Below are 19,760 nucleotides of genomic sequence, written 5' to 3'. Positions count from 1 at the left end.
CTTCCCCGCCGCGCCGACGCCTTGCCCCCGCACTGCGCCGGAGCCTCACCTCCCCACCACACCGAAGCCTGGCCACCTCGCCTCACCCGCACCCTGCGCCCTCGCCGCCCCGGAGCCGCGTCTCCCTGGCGCCCTGGCACGCCCTCCTCCCCGGAGCGCCACGCCGCCCCGTCCGCCGAGCGTCGCGCGGCACCCTTGCCCGAGCCCTGCACGAGCACCATGCCCGGCCGCCCCGGGGACGCCGCGCCCTCCGGCTTCACGAGCCGCACCGGTGCACCTCCGCGCCGCCGCGCCGCCCGTACGCCTCCTCGAACCCGCCGACCTTCTCGGCCCGTACTGTCCATCCCGTCGCCCCCCACCTCGGCCCGGGGCGGCGGCACCAGCCACAACCGAGGCCGCTCCCCAGCACCCCCGCCCGTACGCCCACCCACGCCCCGTCCCGGCGCGCCAGGCCCGCCCGCGCCCCGGCCCGCCCCGCCGGGGTCGCCCACGTCGGCAGGTCCGCCCGTGCCCTGTCTCGCCACACCAGACCCGTCCGCGCCACGACCTGCCACACCAGGCCCACCCGCGCCACGACCCGCCACGCCTGGCCCGCCCGTGCCCCGTCCCGCCGCGCCGGGGTCGCCTACACCACGCCCCCGCGCTTGCCCACGCTCCCCCATGCCACGACTCCCTGCCGATCCGCGCTCCCCAGCGCCACCACCCGCGGAGCCGGTCACGCCACGGCTCCCCGAACCTCCCGCCGAAAGGCCGGCGCGCCGAATGCCCTCCCCGTCCCCGTATGACCGCCCAGCGCCTCCCCCGCGAGTTCTCGAACGCCCGCTCACCTTCCCCCTCGCTCGCCCCCCGGCCTCCCCGCCCCCTGCCTCCGCGTCCCCGCCCCCGGATTCCCCGTGCGCCCGGGCGGGGCGTCTGTCCTGGGTGGCGTCGGCGATGAGGGTGAGATGATTGACGTCGTCGCTGGTCGCGTCTGTGATTGTGGTCGTTCGCACGATTGACCTCCCGCCGTCGCGGCCCGCGAAACGGGCCACATAAAGATCGGCATATCGAACACGATGTCGATCGAACTCCCGTACGATGTTGTACACCACGCCGCGACCGATTTCGAGGAAGACTCGAACAATTGTTTGAAGATGATCTTCAAGAGCGATACGGTCGCTGTGTGCGACATCAAGACCACGGACCGGGAGGGGTGCCGGTAAGGCGGCCCGCCGGGCGAGGAGGCAGAGCATGAGCGAGCGGGACGACGCAAACGGGGTCACCGACCTCGCGGTGCGCCGACGTGACTCCCTGGGGCTGACCCCGAGGCAGCGCAAGATCCTTGAGGTGATCCGCGACTCGGTGCAGCAGCGCGGCTATCCGCCGTCCATGCGCGAGATCGGCGAAGCCGTGCAGTTGACGAGCACGTCCAGCGTGTCGCACCAGTTGACCGCCCTGCAGCGCAAGGGCTATCTGCGGCGTGACCCACACCGCCCGCGCGCGCTTGAGGTCCGCCTGCCGGGCGAGCCGGTGCTCTGGGTCGACCCCGACGCCTCCAACGACGAGTCGCCCGTCAGCCGGCCCACCGCCGCCTACGTCCCGCTCGTGGGCCGCATCGCCGCCGGTGGCCCGATCCTCGCCGAGGAGAGCGTCGAGGACGTCTTCGCCCTGCCCAAGCAGCTTGTCGGCGAGGGCACGCTGTTCCTCCTCCAGGTCGCCGGTGACTCGATGATCGACGCCGCCATCGCCGACGGCGACTGGGTCGTGGTCCGCCAGCAGCCGGTCGCCGAGAGCGGCGACATCGTGGCCGCCATGATCGAGGGCGAGGCCACGGTCAAGACGTTCAAGCGCAAGGACGGCCACGTCTGGCTGGTGCCGCACAACCCCAACTACGAGCCCATCCCGGGCGACGAGGCCAGTGTCCTCGGCAAGGTCGTAGCGGTCCTCCGCCGCCTCTGACCTTCGACGCCGGCCCGGGCCCCCACCCTCTTGCCCGAGCCGGTCGACACGAGCCCCCTCCCGGCGTGCCCGCGGATGCCCCCTCCTGCATCCGCGGCACGCACGCTTTCCGCTGCCTCCGGCTCACCCCTGGCCCCACCTACCGACGACGGCGCCAGCCCGGCCACAGCTGCGGCCCAGGCCCGCCCCGGCCCCTCGCCCTGCAGCCCCGTCCCAGCCCTCGGTCCCGCCTCAGTCGCCGCCCGACGCCAGGCGCGGCCCAGGCCCGCCCCGGCCCTTCGCCCGCTGCCCCGTCCCAGTCGCCGCCCCAGCCCCCGGTCCCGGCCTCAGGCGCCGTCCGACCCAAGGCGCGGCCCGGCCCAAGGCGCGGCCCGGCCCAAGGCGCGGCCCCAGCCTTAGTCGCCTCCCCGGCCCCTGTCCCAGGCCCGGCCCCAGCCGCCGCAGGCCCAGTCCGGGCCGCCGCACGGTGCCACTGCCGCACGGCGCCCGTGCCGACCCTCGGCCCCTCCTCCTCGTGCCCTCCCTCCCCTCCGATCCACTGGCCCGTGCTCCAGTCTGAGGTTCGGCGGGAGATGAGCGTGGTCCTCGTACTAGGGGGCAACTCGCGGCTGCCTGCGCCCACCCCTGTGCGGCTTCCCGGTCGGGGCGTGCTTCTCTCGTTCGGCTCGGCGGGCGTGTGCGGGGGTGGTGCATCTAGGTGCACCCTGGTCCGGTAGGCAGGGCGATTCCGCGTCCTGCAGGGGCTTCGTAGCGTCGGTTGCATGGACAAGAGCAAGGTGGGCGGGTTCGCTCTGTGGGTGCTGCAGGTGGTCGCGGCGGGCTGGTTCGTAATGGGGGCGTTGGCGAAGTTCGCTGAGGCGGAGCCTGCGGCGTCGACGTTCGAGGCGATCGGCTGGGGAGACTGGTTCCGGCAGCTGGTCGGGGTGCTGGAGGTGGCGGGGGCCGTGGCGCTGCTGGTGCCGGCGCTGGCGGGGCTCGCGGGGCTGGCGTTCGTGGGGCTGATGGCGGGGGCCGTGGTGACGGAGGCGTTCGTGTCCGGGGGCAGTGTGGTGCTGCCGTTGGCGCTCCTCGTGGTGAGTGGTGTGATCGCGTGGGGGCGGCGGCGGAGTACGGCGCGGCTGCTGCGCCGTCTAACCTCGGCGACGTGAACCTCGGCGACGTGAAAGCCGCCGCGCGCCGTAGAGGCCGCTGGGCACGGTCAAGGCCGCTGGGGGTGCTCAAGGCTGCTGGGGGCGGTGAAGGGCGCTGGGTGAAGTAGCCCCTGGTCCGCCGCTGGGCGAGGTGGAGGCCTCTGGGCGAGGGGAAGGCCGAGGCGGCCGCCCTTGGCGACGTGAGGCGCGAGAAGGCCGGTCGGCCTGAGGGGGCGGACCGGCTCGGTGGACGGACCGGCTCGGCGGGCGGACCGGCTCGGTGGACGAATGCGGATGTTTCTACACTGATCGGGTGAGCGACGCATTCGTGGGCAAGGACTTCAAGGCATCCAATGACGGACTGAAGTGGGCGAAGGCCGCCCCGGGGGTGATTCCCGCGTGGGTGGCCGACATGGACTTCCGCACGGCCCCGGCGGTGCGTGAGGCGCTGCGGCGGCGGGCCGACGGGGACCTGGGCTACCCGGTGTGGCTGGACAGCCCGCAGTGCGAGCCGCTGGCGGAGGCGTTCGCGGAGCGGATGGCCGCGCGGTTCGGCTGGGCGGCGGACGCGGGGTCGGTGCGCACGTACTCCGACCTGAACCAGGCCCTGCAGGTGCTCCTGCACGTCTGCACCGAGCGGGGTGACGCGGTGGCGCTGCACACTCCGGCCTATCACCCGTTCCTGGGCACGCTGGAGTCGATGGGCCGGCCGCTGCGGCCGGTGCCGATGGTGGCGGACGGGGATTCGTGGCGGTTCGAGGTGCCGGATCTGACGGGATGCCGGGTGCTGCTGCTGGTCAATCCGCACAATCCGACCGGCAGGGTGTTCACCCGGGCGGAGCTGGAGGAGCTGGCGGAGCACGCGGAGCGGCACGACCTGCTGGTGATCTCGGACGAGATCCACGCCGACCTGGTGTACGAGCCGCACCGGCACATCCCGTTCGCGACGATCCTGCCGAACCGTACCGTGACGCTGACGTCGGCCACGAAGGCGTTCAACCTGGGGGGGATCCGCTGCTCGGTGGCGCACGTGGGAGCGCCGGCGGCGCGTAAGGCGCTGGACGCGCAGCCGGAGTTCGTGTTCGGGTCGCCGAGCGTGTTCGGCGTGGAGGCGACGGTCGCGGCGTGGCGGCACGGCGACGCGTGGCTGGAGGAGACGCGGGCGCTGCTGGACCACAACCGGCACCTGATCGCGTCCGGCCTGCCGGAAGGCGTCACGTACCGCGTGCCGGAGGCCACCTATCTGGCATGGCTGGGTTACGGCCGGCCGGGGATGGCGGAGGTGCTGGAGCGGGAGGCCGGGGTGCTGCTGAGTGACGGGGCGGCGTTCGGGCCGGGCGGGGAGACGTTCGTCCGGCTGAACTTCGCGACCGGCCGGCCCGTTCTGGAGGAGATCCTGCGTAGAATCGCCTCGGTGACGATATGATCGTCATTCCTCACTCCGCGTAACCCCCAGCCGAGGATGAATGACGACAGAGCCACGCGACGACGACGACCCCGCGGTCAAAGCCGCGCGCGAGGGGCGCAACGGGCAGATCCTGGCCGCGGTGATCACCGCGTTGGCGGGCGTGGTCGTGGCCTACATGACCTACCTGGCCGGTAAGGACGAGGGGGCCAGCCAGGCGGCGCAGGTGACGCCGTCGCCGGCGGCCACGGTGACGGTCACCGCGACGGCGACCATCACGGAGCCGGCGGGCACGTCGCCGGAGCCGGGCCGGTCGGCGCTCACGGAGGGCGCCCTCCTCCTGTCGAGCCTGACCCCGACCGAGTCCGCGCCGATCAAGGGCACGCAGCGGATCGGCGGGCACACCTACCGGCACAGCCTCGGCTTCGCGACCGACTGCGGGACGAACATGGCGACGACGGTCTTCCCGCTCGGCAAGGGCTACCAGCGGTTCGAGGCCACGGTGGGGCTCGCCGAGGCCGAGGACAGTGAGCAGGCGGTGACGTTCACGGTCTTCGCCGACCGGGACGAGGACGGCCAGCCCGACTCCGACGAGGAGGTCGGCTCGGTCGCCGCCCAGCTCAAGCGGCCGGCGACGATGGACGTGACCCTCGACGGGGCCAGCGTCGTGATCCTGCGGACGGAGGCGGAAACCTGCTTCACCTCGACCGCCGTGTGGGGCGACCCTCGGGTGTCGTGAGGGCCGCCGGGCGGGGCGACCCTCGGGCGTCGTCGTGAAACCGGCCGTACGGGGCGCCCCGCATGTCTCGGGTCAGGGCAGGGGCGGCAGGTCCGGGGCGGTGGCCGCCGGGGTCTCCTCCAGCGCGGTGAGCGCGAGCTCGACGGCCTTCTCCAGCTGCGGGTCGCGCCCGGCGACACGGTCCTGCGGGGTGATGACGACCTCGACGTCGGGGTCGACGCCGTGGTTCTCCACCCCCCATCCGGGCCCTTCGAGCCAGAACGAGTAGCGCGGCTGCGTGACGGCGGTGCCGTCGACCAGCGAGTAGCGGGAGTCGATGCCGATCACGCCGCCCCAGGTGCGGACGCCGACGAGCGGGCCGATGGCGCGGTTCTTGATCCCGGCGCTGACGATGTCGCCGTCGGATCCGGCGTACTCGTCGGTGACGGCGACGACGGGGCCGCGCGGCGAGTCCTCGGGGTAGCGCATCGGCTGGTTGCCGCGCACCTGGATCCAGCCGGTGACCCGGCGTGACAGCTTCTCCAGCACGAGCTCGGAGACGTGCCCGCCGCCGTTCTCGCGCACGTCCACGACCAGGCCCTCGCGGGCCATCTCCGTACGCAGGTCGCGGTGGAACTGCGCCCAGCCGGCGGCGACCATGTCGGGCACGTGCAGGTAGCCGAGCCGGCCGCCGGACGCCTCGCGGACGTAGGCGCGCCGGTTCTCCACCCAGTCGTGGTAGCGCAGCCGGAGCTCGTCGGCGATGGGCGTCACCACGACCTTGCGCGGCTCGCCGCCGGTGCCGGCCCGTACGGTGAGCTCGACGGGGTGGCCCGCCGTGCCCGCGAGCAGGGGCAGCGGGCCGCGCGCCGGGTCGACGGGCCGGCCGTTCACGGCCACGATCGCGTCACCGGCGCGGACGGCGACGCCGGGCGCGAGCAGCGGCGAGCGGGCGTCGTGGTCGGAGGTCTCGCCCGGCAGGATGCGGGCGACGCGCCAGGTGCCGTCGTCGTCGCGGGACAGGTCGGCGCCGAGCAGGCCCTGGCGGCGGCGCGGGTCGACGGGGGCTCCGTTGGCGATGGCGTAGGCGTGGGAGGTGCCGAGCTCGCCCTGCACCTCCCACAGCAGGTCGACCAGCTCGGAGTGGGAGCCGATCCGCTCGACCAGCGGCTCGTAGCGGTCGAGCACGGCCTGCCAGTCGACGCCGTTCATGTCGGCGCGCCAGAAGTGGTCGCGCATGAGCCGCCCGGCCTCGCGGTAGCCCTGCCGCCATTCGGCGACGGGGTCGAGCTGGACGGAGACCCGGTCGAGGTCGATGGTGACGACGTCGTCGCCGTCGCCGGCCGGGCGGGTCTGGAGGCCGTTCTTGCCGTTGAGGACGAGGCGGGTGCCGTCGCCGCTCACCTCGAAGGCGCGGATCTCCTTGCCGAGCTCGGACTTGGCGCGCTTGGCCAGGTCGTAGCGCTCCAGGACGACCTCGCCGGTCTGCTCGGTGCCGTCGCCGAGCTGGCCGGACAGCGGGTGGCGCAGCCAGAGCAGCGCGTCCTTGGCGGTGCGCAGGTTGCCGTAGCGGGCGGCGGGGACCGGAACGGGCACGACGCGGGAGGCGAGCCCTTCGGGGTCGACCTCGGTGCGCGGCGGTGTGTCGTCCTTGTCCTTCTTCTTCTCTTCCGGCGTGGGGTGGTCGTCCTCGCCGTTGAAGCCGCGCCCCTGGAGGCTCGGGTCGAACGGGGAGGGCGTGCCCGCGCGCAGCGGCACCAGGTACGGCCGGCAGCCGGCGGGGAACGACAGATCGAAGACGTGCGCGTCGTAGACCGGGTCGAAGGTGCGTACCGACAGGAACGCCAGGTGCTTGCCGTCCTTGGTGAAAACGGGGTCGTAGTCGGCGAAGCGGAGCGGCGTCACCTCGATGACGGAGGTGCCGTCGAGGCGGCCCATCTTGATCTGCGAGAGCGGGTTGTGGTGCGGGTGCACCCAGGCGAGCCAGGCGGAGTCGGGCGAGAACGTCAGCCCGCTGATGTCGCCGTAGCCGGTGCGGTCGAGCTCGCGCAGGTCGCCGGTCTCCAGGTCGGCGACGAGGAGCCGGCCGTCGTGGGTGGCGACGGCGGCGTGCTTGCCGTCGGGGGCGGCCTCCAGTTCGAGGACGCGGCCGAGCTCGCCGGCGGCCAGGGTGCGGATCTCGCCGCCGGGCGTGCCGATCTCCAGGCCGTCCTCGCCGGTGGCGTCGGAGACCCAGATCGCGCGGCCGTCGGAGCCGAGGGCGCGCGGCAGGCGGACGCGGACGCCGGGCTCGACGCGCAGCGCGCCGGCGGGGCCGTCGCGGTGGGTGAGCCAGTGGGCGGTGCCGCGGATCTCGACGGCGCTCGCGCGTCCGGACGTGTCGGGTGAGAAGCCGCCGACGCGGGCGGGGGCGGGCCGCCGGGCGCGGGCCGGCCGGGGGCCGCCGAGGCGGATGTCGAGCGGGTACGGCTCGGCGTCCAGGCTTTCCAGCAGCCACAGGTCTCCGGCGTGGGAGTAGACGACACGCTCGCCGTCGGTGGCGGCGTGGCGGGCGTAGAACGCGTCGTGTGAGCTGTGGCGGCGCAGGTCGGAGCCGTCGGGCAGGGCGGAGTAGAGGTTGCCGGTGCCGTCGGTGTCGGCGAGGAAGGCGATGCGGTCGCCGATCCACATGGCGGCCCAGTGCTGGGCGGCGCTGTCGGCGAACAGCCGGGTGAACTCGCCGGTGCCGTCGGCGTCGATCCAGATCTTGCCCGCGGTGCCGCCCCGGTAGCGCTTCCAGCCGGACGGCTCGCGCCACATCGGCGACACGGTGACCACGCGATCGCCGCTGGTGGACAGGTCGCTCACCCAGCCGTACGGCAGGCGGGTGGCGGGGCCGCCGTCGAGCGGGATCTCGTACGCCCACGTCCTGTTGCGCCCGCCCTGGCCGGTGGCGCTGATCGCGCGGGGCCTGCCGTCGTCGCTCCAGCCGCGCGCCTGCGTGGAGGCGGAGCCCCAGTGGGTGAGCCGCTCGCCCTCGCCGCCGTCGAGCTCGGCCGCGAACACCTCGGGGGCGCCTTCGCGGGTGCTGGTCCAGGCGATGCGGCTGCCGTCGGGGGAGAAACGCGGGGCCGAGACGGGGGTCCGGTCGGCGGTGAACCGCCAGGCCCGGCCGCCGGTCACGGGGGCGAGCCAGACATCGTCGTCGGCGACGAAGGTGACGAGGTCACCGTTTAGGTGCGGGAATCTCAGGTAAGCGCCAGTTGTCACAGCTGAACACTAATGCGCAGCCCATCGAACCGTAGAGGATAATTTCCGCGCTCAGCGGACAGCCGCGCACGTCAGGGGCAGGAGCAGGGCATGAGACTCTGCGCACGCGCTCACCAGATGCCGCCCAGGATCGCCGCCGGGGCGATCATCCTGAACTCCGGCCTGTCCAAGGCGCACGCCGACGAACAGACCGCCGCCGGGGTGCACGGGATGGCGACGGTCCCGTATCCGTTCCTGGGCAAGCTGGAGCCGCAGCGGTTCGTCAAGCTGCTGTCGAAGGCCGAGATCGCGCTCGGCGCCGCCCTGCTGCTGCCCGTGGTGCCGTCGCTGCTGGCCGGGGTGGCGCTGACCGGGTTCGCGGGCGGGCTGATCGGGCTCTACCTGAAGACGCCGGGCCTGCGCCAGGAGGGCAGCCTGCGCCCGTCGCAGGAGGGCATCGGCATCGTCAAGGACATCTGGCTGCTGGGCATCGGGCTCGGCCTGGTGGTGGAGGAACTGGCGGACCATCATTGATCTCCACCGGCCGGTAACTAGCCTGTACGAAGCCGGGTAGTCCGGACATCATGGCAGAATTCGGCTACACCCTGATGTGCGAGCAGACGCCCGCCCGGCAGCTCGTCGACTTCGCCGCCCGGGCCGAACAGGCGGGCTTCGACTACGCGGTCATCTCCGACCACTACTTCCCGTGGGTCGAGGAGATGGGCCATTCACCGTACGCCTGGTCGGTGCTCGGCGCCGCGGCCCAGGCCACCGCCCGGCTGCCGCTCATGACGTACGTGACCTGCCCGATCATGCGTTACCACCCGGCGGTGGTGGCGCAGAAGGCGGCCACGATGGGCGTGCTGAGCGGCGGCCGGTTCACGCTCGGCCTCGGCGCCGGCGAGAACCTCAACGAGCACGTCATCGGCGAGGGCTGGCCGTCCGCCGACGTGCGGCACCGCATGCTGCGCGAGGCCGTGCAGATCATCCGCGAGCTGTTCGGCGGCGGCTACGTCACCTACCAGGGCGAGTTCTACGACGTCGACTCGGCCAAGCTGTACGACCTGCCCGAGGAGCCGGTGCCGATCGCGATCGCCGCCTCGGGCTCCAGCTCGGCGCGGCTCGCCGCCGAGTACGGGGACATCCTGGTCATCAACGACCCGATGCCGGAGGTGGTGAGCGCGTTCGCCGACGCCGGAGGCTCGGGCAAGCCGGTGTACGGGCAGCTCGCGCTCTCCTACGACACCGACGCCGAGGCGGCCAAGGAACGCGCGCACCGGCTGTGGCGCTGGTCGGGCGTCGGCGGCTGGAAGGTCATGGCCGAGCTGCCCGGCCCGGTCAACTTCGCGGCCGCCGCCTCGACCGTACGCCCCGACGACGTCGCGCAGAGCGTGCCGTGCGGCAACGACGTGGACGCGGTCGTGGAGGCGGTGCGCGCCTACCTCGACGGCGGCTACACCCACGTCGCGCTCGTGCAGATCGGCGCCGACCAGCAGGAGCCCTTCTTCGCCTGGGCGGAGAAGGACCTCCTGCCGGCCCTGCGCCGGCTGTGAGCGTCAGGGGACGATGTTGACCAGCTTGGGCGCCCGCACGATCACCTTGCGCGGGGTGCCCTGGAGGTAGCCCTGGACCTTCTCGGAGGCCAGGGCCAGCTCGCGCAGCTCGTCCTCGGAGATGCCGGGCGGGACCTCCAGCCGCTCGCGCACCTTGCCCGCGACCTGCACGACGCAGGTGACCGACTCCTGGACGAGCAGCGCCGGGTCGGCGACCGGCCAGCCCGCCTTGGCGACGGTGCCGCCGGTGTGGCCCAGCCGCTCCCAGCCCTCCTCGGCGGTGTAGGGGGCGACCAGCGACAGCATGACGGCCAGCGCCTCGGCGGCCTCGCGCACCGCCGGGTCGGCGGCGCCGGGGCCGGAGTCGATCGCCCGGCGGGCGGCCGTGGTCAGCTCCATCATGCGCGCCACCGCGACGTTGAAGCGGTAGGAGTCGACCAGCTTGGTGACCTCGTCGATGGTCCGGTGGGTGATCTTGCGCAGCTCCAGGTCGCCGCCCTCGAAGGAGACGCCCGGCTCGCTGGCCGTCTCGTCCATCACCCGGAAGGCGCGGGCCAGGAACTTCTGCGACGCCGCCGGCGACACGTCGGCCCAGTCGATGTCGTCCTCCGGCGGGCCGGCGAACACCATCGTCAGGCGGACCGCGTCGACGCCGTAGTCGTCGATCTGCTGGCCCAGGTCGACGCCGTTGCCCAGGGACTTCGACATCGCCTTGCCGCCGTTGATCACCTGGCCCTGGTTGAGCAGGCGCAGGAACGGCTCGGTGAAGCTCACCATGCCCATGTCGTACAGGACCTTGGTGAAGAAGCGCGAGTAGAGCAGGTGCAGCACCGCGTGCTCGACGCCGCCCACGTACTGGTCGATGGGGCCCCACTTGCGGACCTGCTCGACGTCGAACGGGCCCTCGGTGTAGCCGGGCGAGCAGTAGCGCAGGAAGTACCAGGACGAGTCGACGAAGGTGTCCATGGTGTCGGTGTCGCGCTTGGCCGGGCCGCCGCACTTGGGGCACTCGACGTTGACCCAGTCGGTGGCGCTGGCCAGCGGGGAGACGCCCTTGGGCGACAGCGCCTCGCCGCGCAGGTCGGGCAGCGTGACCGGCAGCTGGTCGTCGGGGACGGGCACCTCGCCGCAGTCGCCGCAGTGGATGATCGGGATCGGCGTGCCCCAGAACCGCTGCCGCGACAGCAGCCAGTCGCGCAGCCGGAAGTTGACCGCGCCGGCGCCCTTGCCATCGACCTCCAGGATCTCGATGATCTTGGCGATGGCCTCGGCCTTGGTCAGGCCGTCGAGCGGGCCGGAGTTGACCAGCCGGCCCTCGCCGGGCGTGGCCTCGCCGGTCTCGCCGGGATCGGCCAGCCCGGTGTGCACGACGACCTTGACCGGCAGCCCGAACTTGCGGGCGAAGTCGAGGTCGCGCTGGTCGTGGGCGGGCACGGCCATGATGGCGCCGTGGCCGTAGTCGGACAGCACGTAGTCGGCGGCCCAGACGGGGATGCGCTCGCCGTTGACCGGGTTGATCGCGTGGCGGCCCAGGAAGACGCCGGTCTTCTCCTTGTCGGTGGACAGCCGCTCGATGTCGCTCAGCTTGGCGACCTCGGCGCGGTAGGCCTCGAACGCGGGGCGCTGCTCGTCGGTGACGATCTCGTCGGCCAGCGCGGCGTCGACCGCGACCACGAAGAACGTGGCGCCGAACAGCGTGTCGGGGCGCGTGGTGTAGACGTGCACGGGCTCGTCGCGGCCCTCGATCTGGAACAGCACGTCGGCGCCCTCGGAGCGGCCGATCCAGTTGCGCTGCATGGTCATGACGCGCTCGGGCCAGCCGCCTTCGAGCTGGTCCATGTCGTCCAGCAGGCGCTGCGCGTAGTCAGTGATCTTGAAGTACCACTGCGTCAGCTCGCGCCTGACGACGTCCGCGCCGCACCGCTCGCACTTGCCGGCCACGACCTGCTCGTTGGCCAGCACGGTCTGGTCGTTGGGGCACCAGTTGACCAGGCCGCCCTTGCGGTAGGCCAGGCCGCGCTCGAAGAAGCGGTTGAACAGCCACTGGTTCCAGTGGAAGTAGTCGGCGTCGCTGGTGTGCAGGCGGCGCGACCAGTCGAAGGAGATGCCGTAGCGCTTGAACGAGTTGGCCTGCGTCTCGATGTTGGCGTAGGTCCACTCCGCGGGGTGGGCGTTGCGCTTGATCGCGGCGTTCTCGGCGGGCAGGCCGAAGGAGTCCCAGCCGATGGGGTGCAGGACGTTGTAGCCGCGCTGGAACCAGTAGCGCGCGACCACGTCGGCGATCGCGAACACCTCGCCGTGGCCCATGTGAAGGTCGCCGGAGGGGTAGGGGAACATGTCGAGCATGTAGCGCCGCTCGCGCGGGTCGGCGGCGTCCTCGCTCGCCCGGAACGGGTCCAGCTCCTCCCATCGCTGCTGCCATTTGGCCTGCAGCGCCTGCGGGTCGTACTCACTCACGGCGGTTGTCCTTCTGATTGACTCGGACCCATAGAAAAACCCCTCGTATGCAGGACGAGGGGCAGCCGCGACGGCGAGATCTTCAGGGCCGTCGCGGCCCGCTAAGAAGCAGGGTCGCGGAACGCATAGGTCAAGCCTAGCGCACCTCTTCAACCGAATGCAGGCGCTCAAGCGGCGCGGGCGGGCACAATGGAGCCTTCAGGCCGGTGAGACCTGATGGTGATAGATCCGTTGTGACCTCATATGTCCCATTAGAATACTCTCGTCGCCGTGGTGCATTCAGCTGAGCCGGAACGACCGGAGGCCGACCTGCCCCAGCAGGATCCGCCGACCGATCCGCACGGCTTCGCCCGTTTCCCTGCGGAGCCGGCTGGGTCTCCTGGAAAATCCCATGAGATCATGCACAGCACGTCGAATCCGGACATAACCACAGGAGGGCCGGCAGCAATGGCAACGGAGCATTCCGGAGCACCTCACCTGCCACCGTCCTGGCCCGAGGCCCCGCGCGAGGATGTCCCGACCTCCTGGCCCGAAACGCCTCCGGCGGCCCAGCAGCCGCCCACCGCCTGGCCCGAGGCTCCCCCCGCCGCCGCCTGGCCCGAGCCGCCCGGCCGGTCGTCGCAGCCCGAGCAGTTCTCCTGGGCGGACGCCACCCGGCCCGAGGCCCAGCCCGCCCAGCGCGACGCCGAGCCGGTGCCGACGTCCTGGCCCACCACCGGACAGCACACCGCTGGACAGCCGTCCCCCGGGCAGCCCGCGGACCCGGCGCCCGCGTGGTCGGAGCCGCCCGCAGCGCAGCCCGGCGCCTGGGCGAACCTCAGCTCCCCCGCCCCCTGGCCGCCGCAGGACTCCGCCGCGCCCCGCCACCAGTCCCCCTCGCCGCTGGACACCCCGTACAGCGCGCCCCCGCCCGACCAGCCGGTGGTGCCGACCTCGCAGGCCGCCGACGAGCGCACGATGACGTACTCCCAGGTCCAGGCGCAGGGCCACGCACACCCGCAGGGCCACGGACAGACCCCCGGGCACACGCAATCCCCCGGCCACACGCAGCCCCCCGGGCACGGGCAGCCGCACGCCGCGCCCGTCGCCGAGCCGCAGCAGCAGCCGATCCAGCCCCTCGACCAGGCGCACGACCCGCACCAGCAGCCGGGCGAGCACCAGGCGCAGCACGGCAGGCCGGGCGCGAACCTGAGCCGCGACCCGTCCGACCCGGACCGCCCGTTCGTCACGGCCGGCCAGATCAGCGGCTCGCGCACCCCTCCCCCCGAGCGCCAGCAGCAGCTCTGGGACACCGTCTTCGGCGACGACTACAACGAGATGGGCGAGCCCGAGACCCTGGAGGAGGGCAAGCCCATCTGGATCTACGCGCTGGCCGGCTCGGTCGCGATCGCGCTGGTCGCGGGCCTGCTCTGGGCGTTCCTCGCCGGTCCGCTCGCCGGGGCGAAGGAGACGCCGCCCGCCGCCCAGGAGACCGCGAAGACGCCGCCGCCCGGACCGCAGAAGACCACCTCGACGATCCCCCGGCTGCCGAAGTTCCCCGGCAAGGCGTCGGGCGTGACGGGCACGCTGCCCGACGCCGCCGCCGGCATCTCCGTCCCGCGCCTCGGCGGCACCTGGCGGCTGGACGAGCGGCCCACGGTGAAGGGCACGTACGGCTTCGAGACCCGCCAGTACGCGATGGTCGGCACCAACCTGGCCGCGCAGGTGCTCACCGGGCCGCTCCCGGAGCGGCTGGCCTCGTCCTACGCCAAGCCGGGCGAGCTGGAGCCGGCGATCAAGGCGGTCGTGGTCGACGCGCGCAAGCGCCTGTTCGAGATGCCCAACCGGGTCAAGAAGATCGCCCAGCAGGAGCTGACCGTGGGCGACGCCAAGGGCATGCTCATCGCGTACGCGCTCACGTCCGCGAGCGAGAAGGCCACGATCGTCACGGCCGCGCTCGACACGGGCGCCGAGCTGCCGGCCGTCGTCTACATGTCGGTCCCGGAGGAGGGCGAGAACCTGCGCCCCGACCTCAACACCGTGATCAACCGGCTGAAGGTGACCGCCCAGGGGTAGGCCCGGGCGCTAGAAGGCGCACTCCATGTGCTTGATCCCGTTGATGAAGCTGGAGTGCAGCCGGTCCGGCGTGCCGCCCTCGATGCCGGGGACGCGGCGCAGCAGCTCGCGGAACATCACCGTGATCTCGCGGCGGGCCAGGTGGGCGCCCAGGCAGAAGTGCGGGCCCGGGCCGCCGAAGCCGACGTGCGGGTTCGGGTGGCGGGTGATGTCGAACCGCTCCGGGTCCTCGAACACCGCCGGGTCGCGGTTGGCCGCCCAGTAGTAGAGGACGGCCTTCTCTCCCTTGCGGTAGAGGTGGCCGTTCATCGTGTGGTCGCGGGTGACCTTGCGGCGCATGAAGTTGACCGGCGAGGCGAGGCGGACGATCTCCTCGACCGCCGTGCCGGTATACGCCTCCGGGTCGCTCAGCCACAGCGCGCGCTGGTCAGGGTTCGTGGTGAGCAGGCGCAGGCCGTGCGAGATCGCGTTGCGGGTGGTCTCGTTGCCGGCCACGACGAGCAGGATGAAGAACGAGCCGAGCTCCTGAAGGGTGAGCTGCTCGCCGTCGATGTTGGCGTTGACCAGGGACGAGGTCAGGTCGTTCGTCGGGTGTTCGGCGCGGTGCGCGGCCAGGTCCTGGACGAGCTGCTGCAGCTCCATGCCGGCGGTGAGCAGCTTCTCGGCGAGCTGACCGAGGTCGGGGCCGGTGTATTCGGGGTCGAAGCCGCCGAGGATGATGTTCGACCGGTCGAAGACGAAGCCGTAGTCGCGCTCCGGGATGCCCATCATGTCGCAGATGATCTTCAGGGGCAGCCGGGCGGCGACCTCGGTGACGAAGTCGCAGCCGGGACCCTTGGCCAGCAGGTCGTCGACGATCCTGACGGCCGCCGACTCCACGTCGGTCTCGAACTGCTTGATCATCTTCGGCGTGAACGCGCGCGAGACGATCCGGCGCAGGCGGGCGTGCCGGGGATCGTCCATGTTGATCATCGACCCGAAGTACTCGGCGAACTCGGCCGGCATGTCCGGGATGTTCGTCGCGCCGCCCTCCCCCGACGAGAACACCTCCGGGGTGCGGCTGGCCTCGAGGATGTCCGCGTGCCGGACCAGGGCGTAGTAGCCGGGGCCCTTCGGGGCGAACGAGATCTCCGGCTCCTCGAAGAAGGCCGGGCTGTCCAGGCGGCGCAGCCGGTCGAACGCCTCCCGGCGCTCGCCCATGGGCCTGGCCCAGAAATCGCGGTCGGACAGGTCGAAGTCAACGACGCTCATGGGGCCATCATTCGAGCCTCGGTGCCGGTACGTCAATGCTTTCGACGTACACCGTACGTACGTGGCCGGAAAATGTGTGGCGAGCCGGGCCGGACGGTGGCTACGGTGACCGGCATGACGTTCTTCTTCCTCCTCGGCTAGCGATCCGCCGGCGGGTCGCGGATGACCCACCGCCGGCGATGCGGGACGGCCGGCCGCCGTCCCGGGTCGCTCCATGGGAGAAGGACACGTGCACACCCTTGCCGTGGCCAGGACGGTGCATGGCACCGAACCCCTGGTCGCAGCTGAGATCCACCGTTCCCGGCTCGGCTCCGTCCGCGGGTTGCGCCACCGCGAGGTCTGGTTCGACACGGCCGACCCCGGCCCCGGGCTGCTGGGGCTGCGGACGGCCGACGACGTGCTGCTGGTGGCGGCCGTGGTGGACGGGGTCGGCCACGGCCGCCTCGCCCTGCGCCGCCTGTCGGCCGCCGCCCGCGCCCTCCGCGCCCTCCGCGCCCTGCCGCCCCGCCCGCTCCCGCACCGGGATGCGCTCGGGGTCGAGGTGTCGGCCACGTTCGTCGGGCGGCGCGCCTACACGCGCCACGACATCGAGGACGCGGTCGGGGCCGAGCTGGGCCGCCGGCTGCGGCTGCCCTACCATTCGCGCACCGGCGGCGCCGTGCCGCCCGCCGGATGCCTGGCGTTCCGGGTGACGATCGAGGGCGAGCGCGCCGTCATCGGCCTGCGCCTGGCGGCCCGGCCCCTGCACCGCCGGCCGTACAAGCTCGGGTCCGTGCCGGGCAGCCTGCACCCGCCGCTCGCCGCCGCCATGGCGGCCCTCGCCCGCCTCGACGGCGCCCGCACCGTGCTCGACCCCTGCTGCGGCGCCGGCACCACCCTCCTCGAGGCCGCCGCCCTCGCCCCCCACGCCCGCTTCCTCGGCCTGGACCACAACCCGGCCGCCATCACGGCCGCCACCACCAACGCCACCCACCTGCACACCGCCCCAACGCCTTCCTTCGACGGGATGACGCCCACCGGAGACGGCCCCGCGCCGGACAGGCCACGGTCCCCGGAGAACGGGCACACCCCGCGCACGCCCGCCGAAACCAGGCCGGGCGGGCCGCTGCGCCCGGAGTCGGCGGACGCCCACCGGCCGCCCGCCGGCGAGCCCGCCGTCACCCGCGCCCCCGCGGAGGAGCTCGCCGCCGCCGGGGCCGTCTCCAGGGCAGACGGGCCCGTGGCGGTCGCTTCCGGTGGGTTCTGGTGGGGGGTGGCGGATGGAGGGCGGGTTCCGCTGGGGGACGGGGTGGTGGATCGGGTGCTGGTGAATCCGCCGTGGGGGCGTCAGGTCGCGGCGGGCGGGCTGCTGGCCGGGGATCCCGGGAGGCTGTGGCGGGAGGTGCGGCGGGTGCTGGCGGCGGACGGGCTGGTGGTGGCGCTGGTGCACGACGGGGTGCCGGACGGCTTCACCGTACGGGAGAGGGTGCGGGTGAGTTTGTCGGGCCGGCACCCGGAGCTGGTCGTGCTCAGCCCCGGGCGGGCCCGAGCCAGGACAGGACGAGGTCGTTGACGGCCGCCGGGCGCTCCAGGTGGAGGAAGTGCCCGGCGCCGGCGACGGGTTCGGCGCGGGAGCCGGGCGGCAGCGCGGCGGCGGCGTCCTTGACCAGGTCGGCGCCGATGCAGCCGTCGCGTTCGCCGTGGAGGTAGAGGATCGGCGTGGCGGCGGCGGCTCCGGCGGCGGGGTGGCGGCCGGAGGGCGGGGTGGCGCCGAGCATGGCCCGGTAGTAGCCGATGGCGGCCGACAGGTGGGCGGGGTCGCCGATGCTGCGGCGGACGAGCTCCAGGTCGTGGGTGGCGTCGTAGCCGGGTGACCAGTCGGCCCAGAGCCCTTCGAGGAACCCGGGCGCCGACGCGGCGGTCTCGGCCAGCCCGGTCTGGAAGAGGAACACGTAGAACGACCGTTTGAGCTGCTCGTAGTGCAGGAAGGCGGCGCGGAGGACGGCGGGCGGCGGGACGGCGAGGGCGACGGCGGCGCGGAAGCGGTCGGCGGTGGCGTACACGGGGACGGCGCCCCAGTCGTGGCCGACGATGACGGCCGAGTCGTCGCCGCCGAGCCGCTCGTGCAGGGCGAGGGCGTCGGCGGCGAGCGCGTCGCCGCCGTAGGCGGCGTCGGCGGGGATCTCGGTGGGCGCGTAGCCGCGCATGAACGGCGCGACGGCGCGGTAGCCGCGGGCGGCGAGCGCGGGCACGAGGTGGCGCCAGGTGTGTGCGGTGTCGGGGAAGCCGTGCAGGCAGAGGGCGAGCGGCCCGTCCCCGGCGGTGAGGTACGCGAACTCCACCCCGTTGGCGTGGATCGTCCGGATCTCCACGGGTCAGCCTGCCGCGATGAGGTCGGCCGCCTTCTCGCCGATCATGATGGCGGGGGCGTGGGTGTGTCCGCGGTTGAGCGTCGGCATGATCGACGCGTCGGCGATCCGGAGCCCGTCGAGGCCGCGCACGCGCAGTTGCGGGTCCACGACGGCGTCCTCGTCGGCGCCCATGCGGCAGCTGCCGACCGGGTGGTAGAGGGTCTCGCCGCGCTCGCGTACCCATTGGGCCAGCTCGTCGTCGGTCTCGGGCGCGGTGTAGGGGGGCATCGGGCCGCCGGCGTACGGCTTCATGGCGGCGCTGGCGAACACCTGCTTGGCCACCTTGAGCCCGGCCACGAGCCGTTTCACGTCGGCTTCCTTGGTCAGGTAGCCGGGGTCGACGAGGACTTCGCGGCCGTTGAGCCCGATGCGGCCCCGGCTCTCGGGCTGGAGCAGGATGACGCCGACGGTCAGGCCGTGGCCGGTGGGCGGGGTGAGGCCGTGGTCGATGAACGGGCCGGGCGCGAAGATCAGCTCGATGTCGGGGGCGGGCTCGGCGGGCGTGGTGCGGATGAACGCGACGGCCTCGCCGACGTTCGTGGTGAGCATGCCGGAGCGCAGCACGATGTAGCGGAGCAGGTTGCCCAGGGACTCGGCCTTGGTCAGCGTGACCGGCTGCTTGCAGGCGACGAACACGCCGGACGACAGGTGGTCCTGGAGGTTCTTGCCCACTTCGGGCAGTTCGTGGACGACGGCGATCCCGGCGTCGCGCAGTTCGTCGGCGGCGCCGACGCCGGAGCGCATGAGCAGGTAGGGGGAGCCGATGGCGCCCGCCGACAGGATGACCTCCCGCCGGGCCCTGACCTGGGCGCCGCCGCTGTGCTCGATGCCGACGGCGCGCCTGCCGTCGAAGACGACGCGGTTCACGTCCGCCTCGGTGATCAGGGTGAGGTTGGGGCGTTTGAGCGCGGGGCGCAGGTAGCCGTCGGCGGCGCTCCAGCGGCGGCCGCGGTCCTGGTTGACGGGGGTGGGGCCGTAGCCGTCGTTGACGTGGCCGTTGATCTCGTCGGCGCGCCGCAGGCCGAGCTCGTCGCACGCCTTGAGGAAGGCGGCGGTGGTGACGTTGGGGCTGCGCAGCCCGGAGATGAACAGCGGCCCGTCGGTGCCGTAGACGCCGCCGTGGTTGCTGCCGACCCGGCGCTCGGCGCGTTTGAAGTAGGGCAGCACGTCCTCGTACGTCCAGCCGGGCACGCCCCACTGGTCGTAGTCGAGCGCGCAGCCGCGCACCCACATCTGGGCGTTGATCGACGAGGAGCCGCCGAGGACCCGGCCGCGCGGCCAGTAGAGCTCACGCCCGGCCATCTCACTCTGCTTGGCCGTGGTGTAGTCCCAGTCGTAGCCGGTCTTGAACAGCTTGGCGAAGCCCGCGGGCATGCGGATCTCCAGCTTGTCGTCGCGGCCTCCGGCCTCGATGAGGGCGACGGTCACCGCCGGGTCCGCCGACAGCCTGTTGGCCAGCACGCACCCTGCCGAACCGGCTCCGACGATCACGTAGTCGTACTCCATGGCCACTCCTCAGTGATGTGCTACTTGCTTACTCCAGGCGACGGGGCGCGTCCATACATACTTGTGACCTCTGTTACCTACCAGTCGGTATGGTCAGGCTGACAGGATGTGCCCAAGCACCTGGATGAG

At 72.8% G+C, this 19,760-nt stretch carries 14 protein-coding genes; 8 read left to right on the top strand and 6 right to left on the bottom strand.

Annotated elements, in window-relative coordinates; all coding sequences use genetic code 11:
* Nucleotides 1-256: 256 nt before the first annotated feature.
* Nucleotides 257-574, bottom strand: coding sequence for a hypothetical protein (locus tag AB0J53_RS37415; protein WP_364181100.1), 318 nt, complete (start codon nucleotides 572-574; stop codon nucleotides 257-259).
* Between the two features lie 656 nt (nucleotides 575-1,230).
* On the opposite strand from AB0J53_RS37415, the gene lexA reads away from it, so the two are divergent.
* The 4 genes from lexA (at nucleotide 1,231) to AB0J53_RS37395 (ending at nucleotide 5,212) form a co-directional block, all read left to right on the top strand.
* Nucleotides 1,231-1,938, top strand: a complete 708-nt coding sequence (gene lexA / locus AB0J53_RS37410; RefSeq protein ID WP_364181097.1) for a transcriptional repressor LexA — start codon at nucleotides 1,231-1,233, stop codon at nucleotides 1,936-1,938.
* A 761-nt stretch (nucleotides 1,939-2,699) separates the two neighbouring features.
* Complete coding sequence (locus tag AB0J53_RS37405; RefSeq protein WP_364181094.1) at nucleotides 2,700-3,086, top strand: DoxX family protein; 387 nt, start codon at nucleotides 2,700-2,702, stop codon at nucleotides 3,084-3,086.
* Between the two features lie 295 nt (nucleotides 3,087-3,381).
* A complete protein-coding gene (locus AB0J53_RS37400; RefSeq protein ID WP_364181091.1) occupies nucleotides 3,382-4,494 on the top strand; it encodes an aminotransferase class I/II-fold pyridoxal phosphate-dependent enzyme in 1,113 nt (370 codons plus the stop codon).
* A gap of 40 nt (nucleotides 4,495-4,534) precedes the next feature.
* Entirely contained in the window at nucleotides 4,535-5,212 is a 678-nt protein-coding gene (locus AB0J53_RS37395; protein ID WP_364181088.1) for an NPCBM/NEW2 domain-containing protein, read from the top strand.
* A 72-nt stretch (nucleotides 5,213-5,284) separates the two neighbouring features.
* Here AB0J53_RS37395 and AB0J53_RS37390 read toward each other — a convergent pair whose 3' ends face one another.
* On the bottom strand, nucleotides 5,285-8,440 hold the full coding sequence (locus tag AB0J53_RS37390) for a PDZ domain-containing protein (RefSeq protein WP_364181085.1): 3,156 nt from the start codon (nucleotides 8,438-8,440) through the stop codon (nucleotides 5,285-5,287).
* Between the two features lie 90 nt (nucleotides 8,441-8,530).
* Between AB0J53_RS37390 and AB0J53_RS37385 the strand changes: the two genes are divergently transcribed.
* Together AB0J53_RS37385 and AB0J53_RS37380 are read left to right on the top strand one after the other, a co-directional pair.
* The gene (locus AB0J53_RS37385) at nucleotides 8,531-8,953 is read left to right on the top strand and encodes a hypothetical protein (protein WP_357588569.1); all 423 of its coding nucleotides are present in this window, start codon (nucleotides 8,531-8,533) and stop codon (nucleotides 8,951-8,953) included.
* Nucleotides 8,954-9,003: 50 nt separating this feature from the next.
* Nucleotides 9,004-9,972, top strand: a complete 969-nt coding sequence (locus tag AB0J53_RS37380; RefSeq protein WP_357588571.1) for a TIGR03557 family F420-dependent LLM class oxidoreductase — start codon at nucleotides 9,004-9,006, stop codon at nucleotides 9,970-9,972.
* 3 nt (nucleotides 9,973-9,975) lie between these two features.
* Here the strand turns inward: AB0J53_RS37380 and leuS are convergent, their stop codons facing one another.
* Complete coding sequence (leuS, locus tag AB0J53_RS37375; RefSeq protein WP_364181080.1) at nucleotides 9,976-12,429, bottom strand: leucine--tRNA ligase; 2,454 nt, start codon at nucleotides 12,427-12,429, stop codon at nucleotides 9,976-9,978.
* Between the two features lie 447 nt (nucleotides 12,430-12,876).
* On the opposite strand from leuS, the gene AB0J53_RS37370 reads away from it, so the two are divergent.
* On the top strand, nucleotides 12,877-14,484 hold the full coding sequence (locus AB0J53_RS37370; protein ID WP_364181077.1) for a hypothetical protein: 1,608 nt from the start codon (nucleotides 12,877-12,879) through the stop codon (nucleotides 14,482-14,484).
* 9 nt (nucleotides 14,485-14,493) lie between these two features.
* Here the strand turns inward: AB0J53_RS37370 and AB0J53_RS37365 are convergent, their stop codons facing one another.
* Complete coding sequence (locus tag AB0J53_RS37365; protein ID WP_364181074.1) at nucleotides 14,494-15,735, bottom strand: cytochrome P450; 1,242 nt, start codon at nucleotides 15,733-15,735, stop codon at nucleotides 14,494-14,496.
* 229 nt (nucleotides 15,736-15,964) lie between these two features.
* Here AB0J53_RS37365 and AB0J53_RS37360 point away from each other — a divergent pair, with 229 nt between their 5' ends.
* A complete protein-coding gene (locus AB0J53_RS37360) occupies nucleotides 15,965-17,287 on the top strand; it encodes a methyltransferase domain-containing protein (protein WP_364181072.1) in 1,323 nt (440 codons plus the stop codon).
* Here the strand turns inward: AB0J53_RS37360 and AB0J53_RS37355 are convergent.
* Together AB0J53_RS37355 and AB0J53_RS37350 are read right to left on the bottom strand one after the other, a co-directional pair.
* Nucleotides 17,244-18,086, bottom strand: coding sequence for an alpha/beta hydrolase (locus AB0J53_RS37355; RefSeq protein WP_364181069.1), 843 nt, complete (start codon nucleotides 18,084-18,086; stop codon nucleotides 17,244-17,246). The genes AB0J53_RS37360 and AB0J53_RS37355 overlap by 44 nt on opposite strands.
* 3 nt (nucleotides 18,087-18,089) lie before the next feature.
* Nucleotides 18,090-19,631 carry a GMC family oxidoreductase N-terminal domain-containing protein gene (locus tag AB0J53_RS37350; protein ID WP_364181066.1) on the bottom strand — a complete coding sequence of 514 codons (1,542 nt, stop codon included), beginning with the start codon at nucleotides 19,629-19,631 and terminating at the stop codon, nucleotides 18,090-18,092.
* Nucleotides 19,632-19,760 lie beyond the last annotated feature (129 nt).

The sequence above is a fragment of the Nonomuraea sp. NPDC049725 genome (assembly GCF_040674795.1).
Lineage (GTDB): Bacteria > Actinomycetota > Actinomycetes > Streptosporangiales > Streptosporangiaceae > Nonomuraea > Nonomuraea ceibae.
Note: the sequence above shows the minus strand (reverse complement) of the source record. Positions and strands in the feature narration are given on the sequence as shown.

Coding starts and splice junctions, on each gene's coding strand:
- AB0J53_RS37365 (WP_364181074.1), bottom strand. CDS start 15,735: ATGAGCGTCGTTGACTTCGACCTGTCCGACCGCGATTTCTGGGCCAGG.
- AB0J53_RS37350 (WP_364181066.1), bottom strand. CDS start 19,631: ATGGAGTACGACTACGTGATCGTCGGAGCCGGTTCGGCAGGGTGCGTG.
- AB0J53_RS37380 (WP_357588571.1), top strand. CDS start 9,004: ATGGCAGAATTCGGCTACACCCTGATGTGCGAGCAGACGCCCGCCCGG.
- AB0J53_RS37405 (WP_364181094.1), top strand. CDS start 2,700: ATGGACAAGAGCAAGGTGGGCGGGTTCGCTCTGTGGGTGCTGCAGGTG.
- AB0J53_RS37370 (WP_364181077.1), top strand. CDS start 12,877: ATGGCAACGGAGCATTCCGGAGCACCTCACCTGCCACCGTCCTGGCCC.
- AB0J53_RS37385 (WP_357588569.1), top strand. CDS start 8,531: ATGAGACTCTGCGCACGCGCTCACCAGATGCCGCCCAGGATCGCCGCC.
- lexA (WP_364181097.1), top strand. CDS start 1,231: ATGAGCGAGCGGGACGACGCAAACGGGGTCACCGACCTCGCGGTGCGC.
- AB0J53_RS37395 (WP_364181088.1), top strand. CDS start 4,535: ATGACGACAGAGCCACGCGACGACGACGACCCCGCGGTCAAAGCCGCG.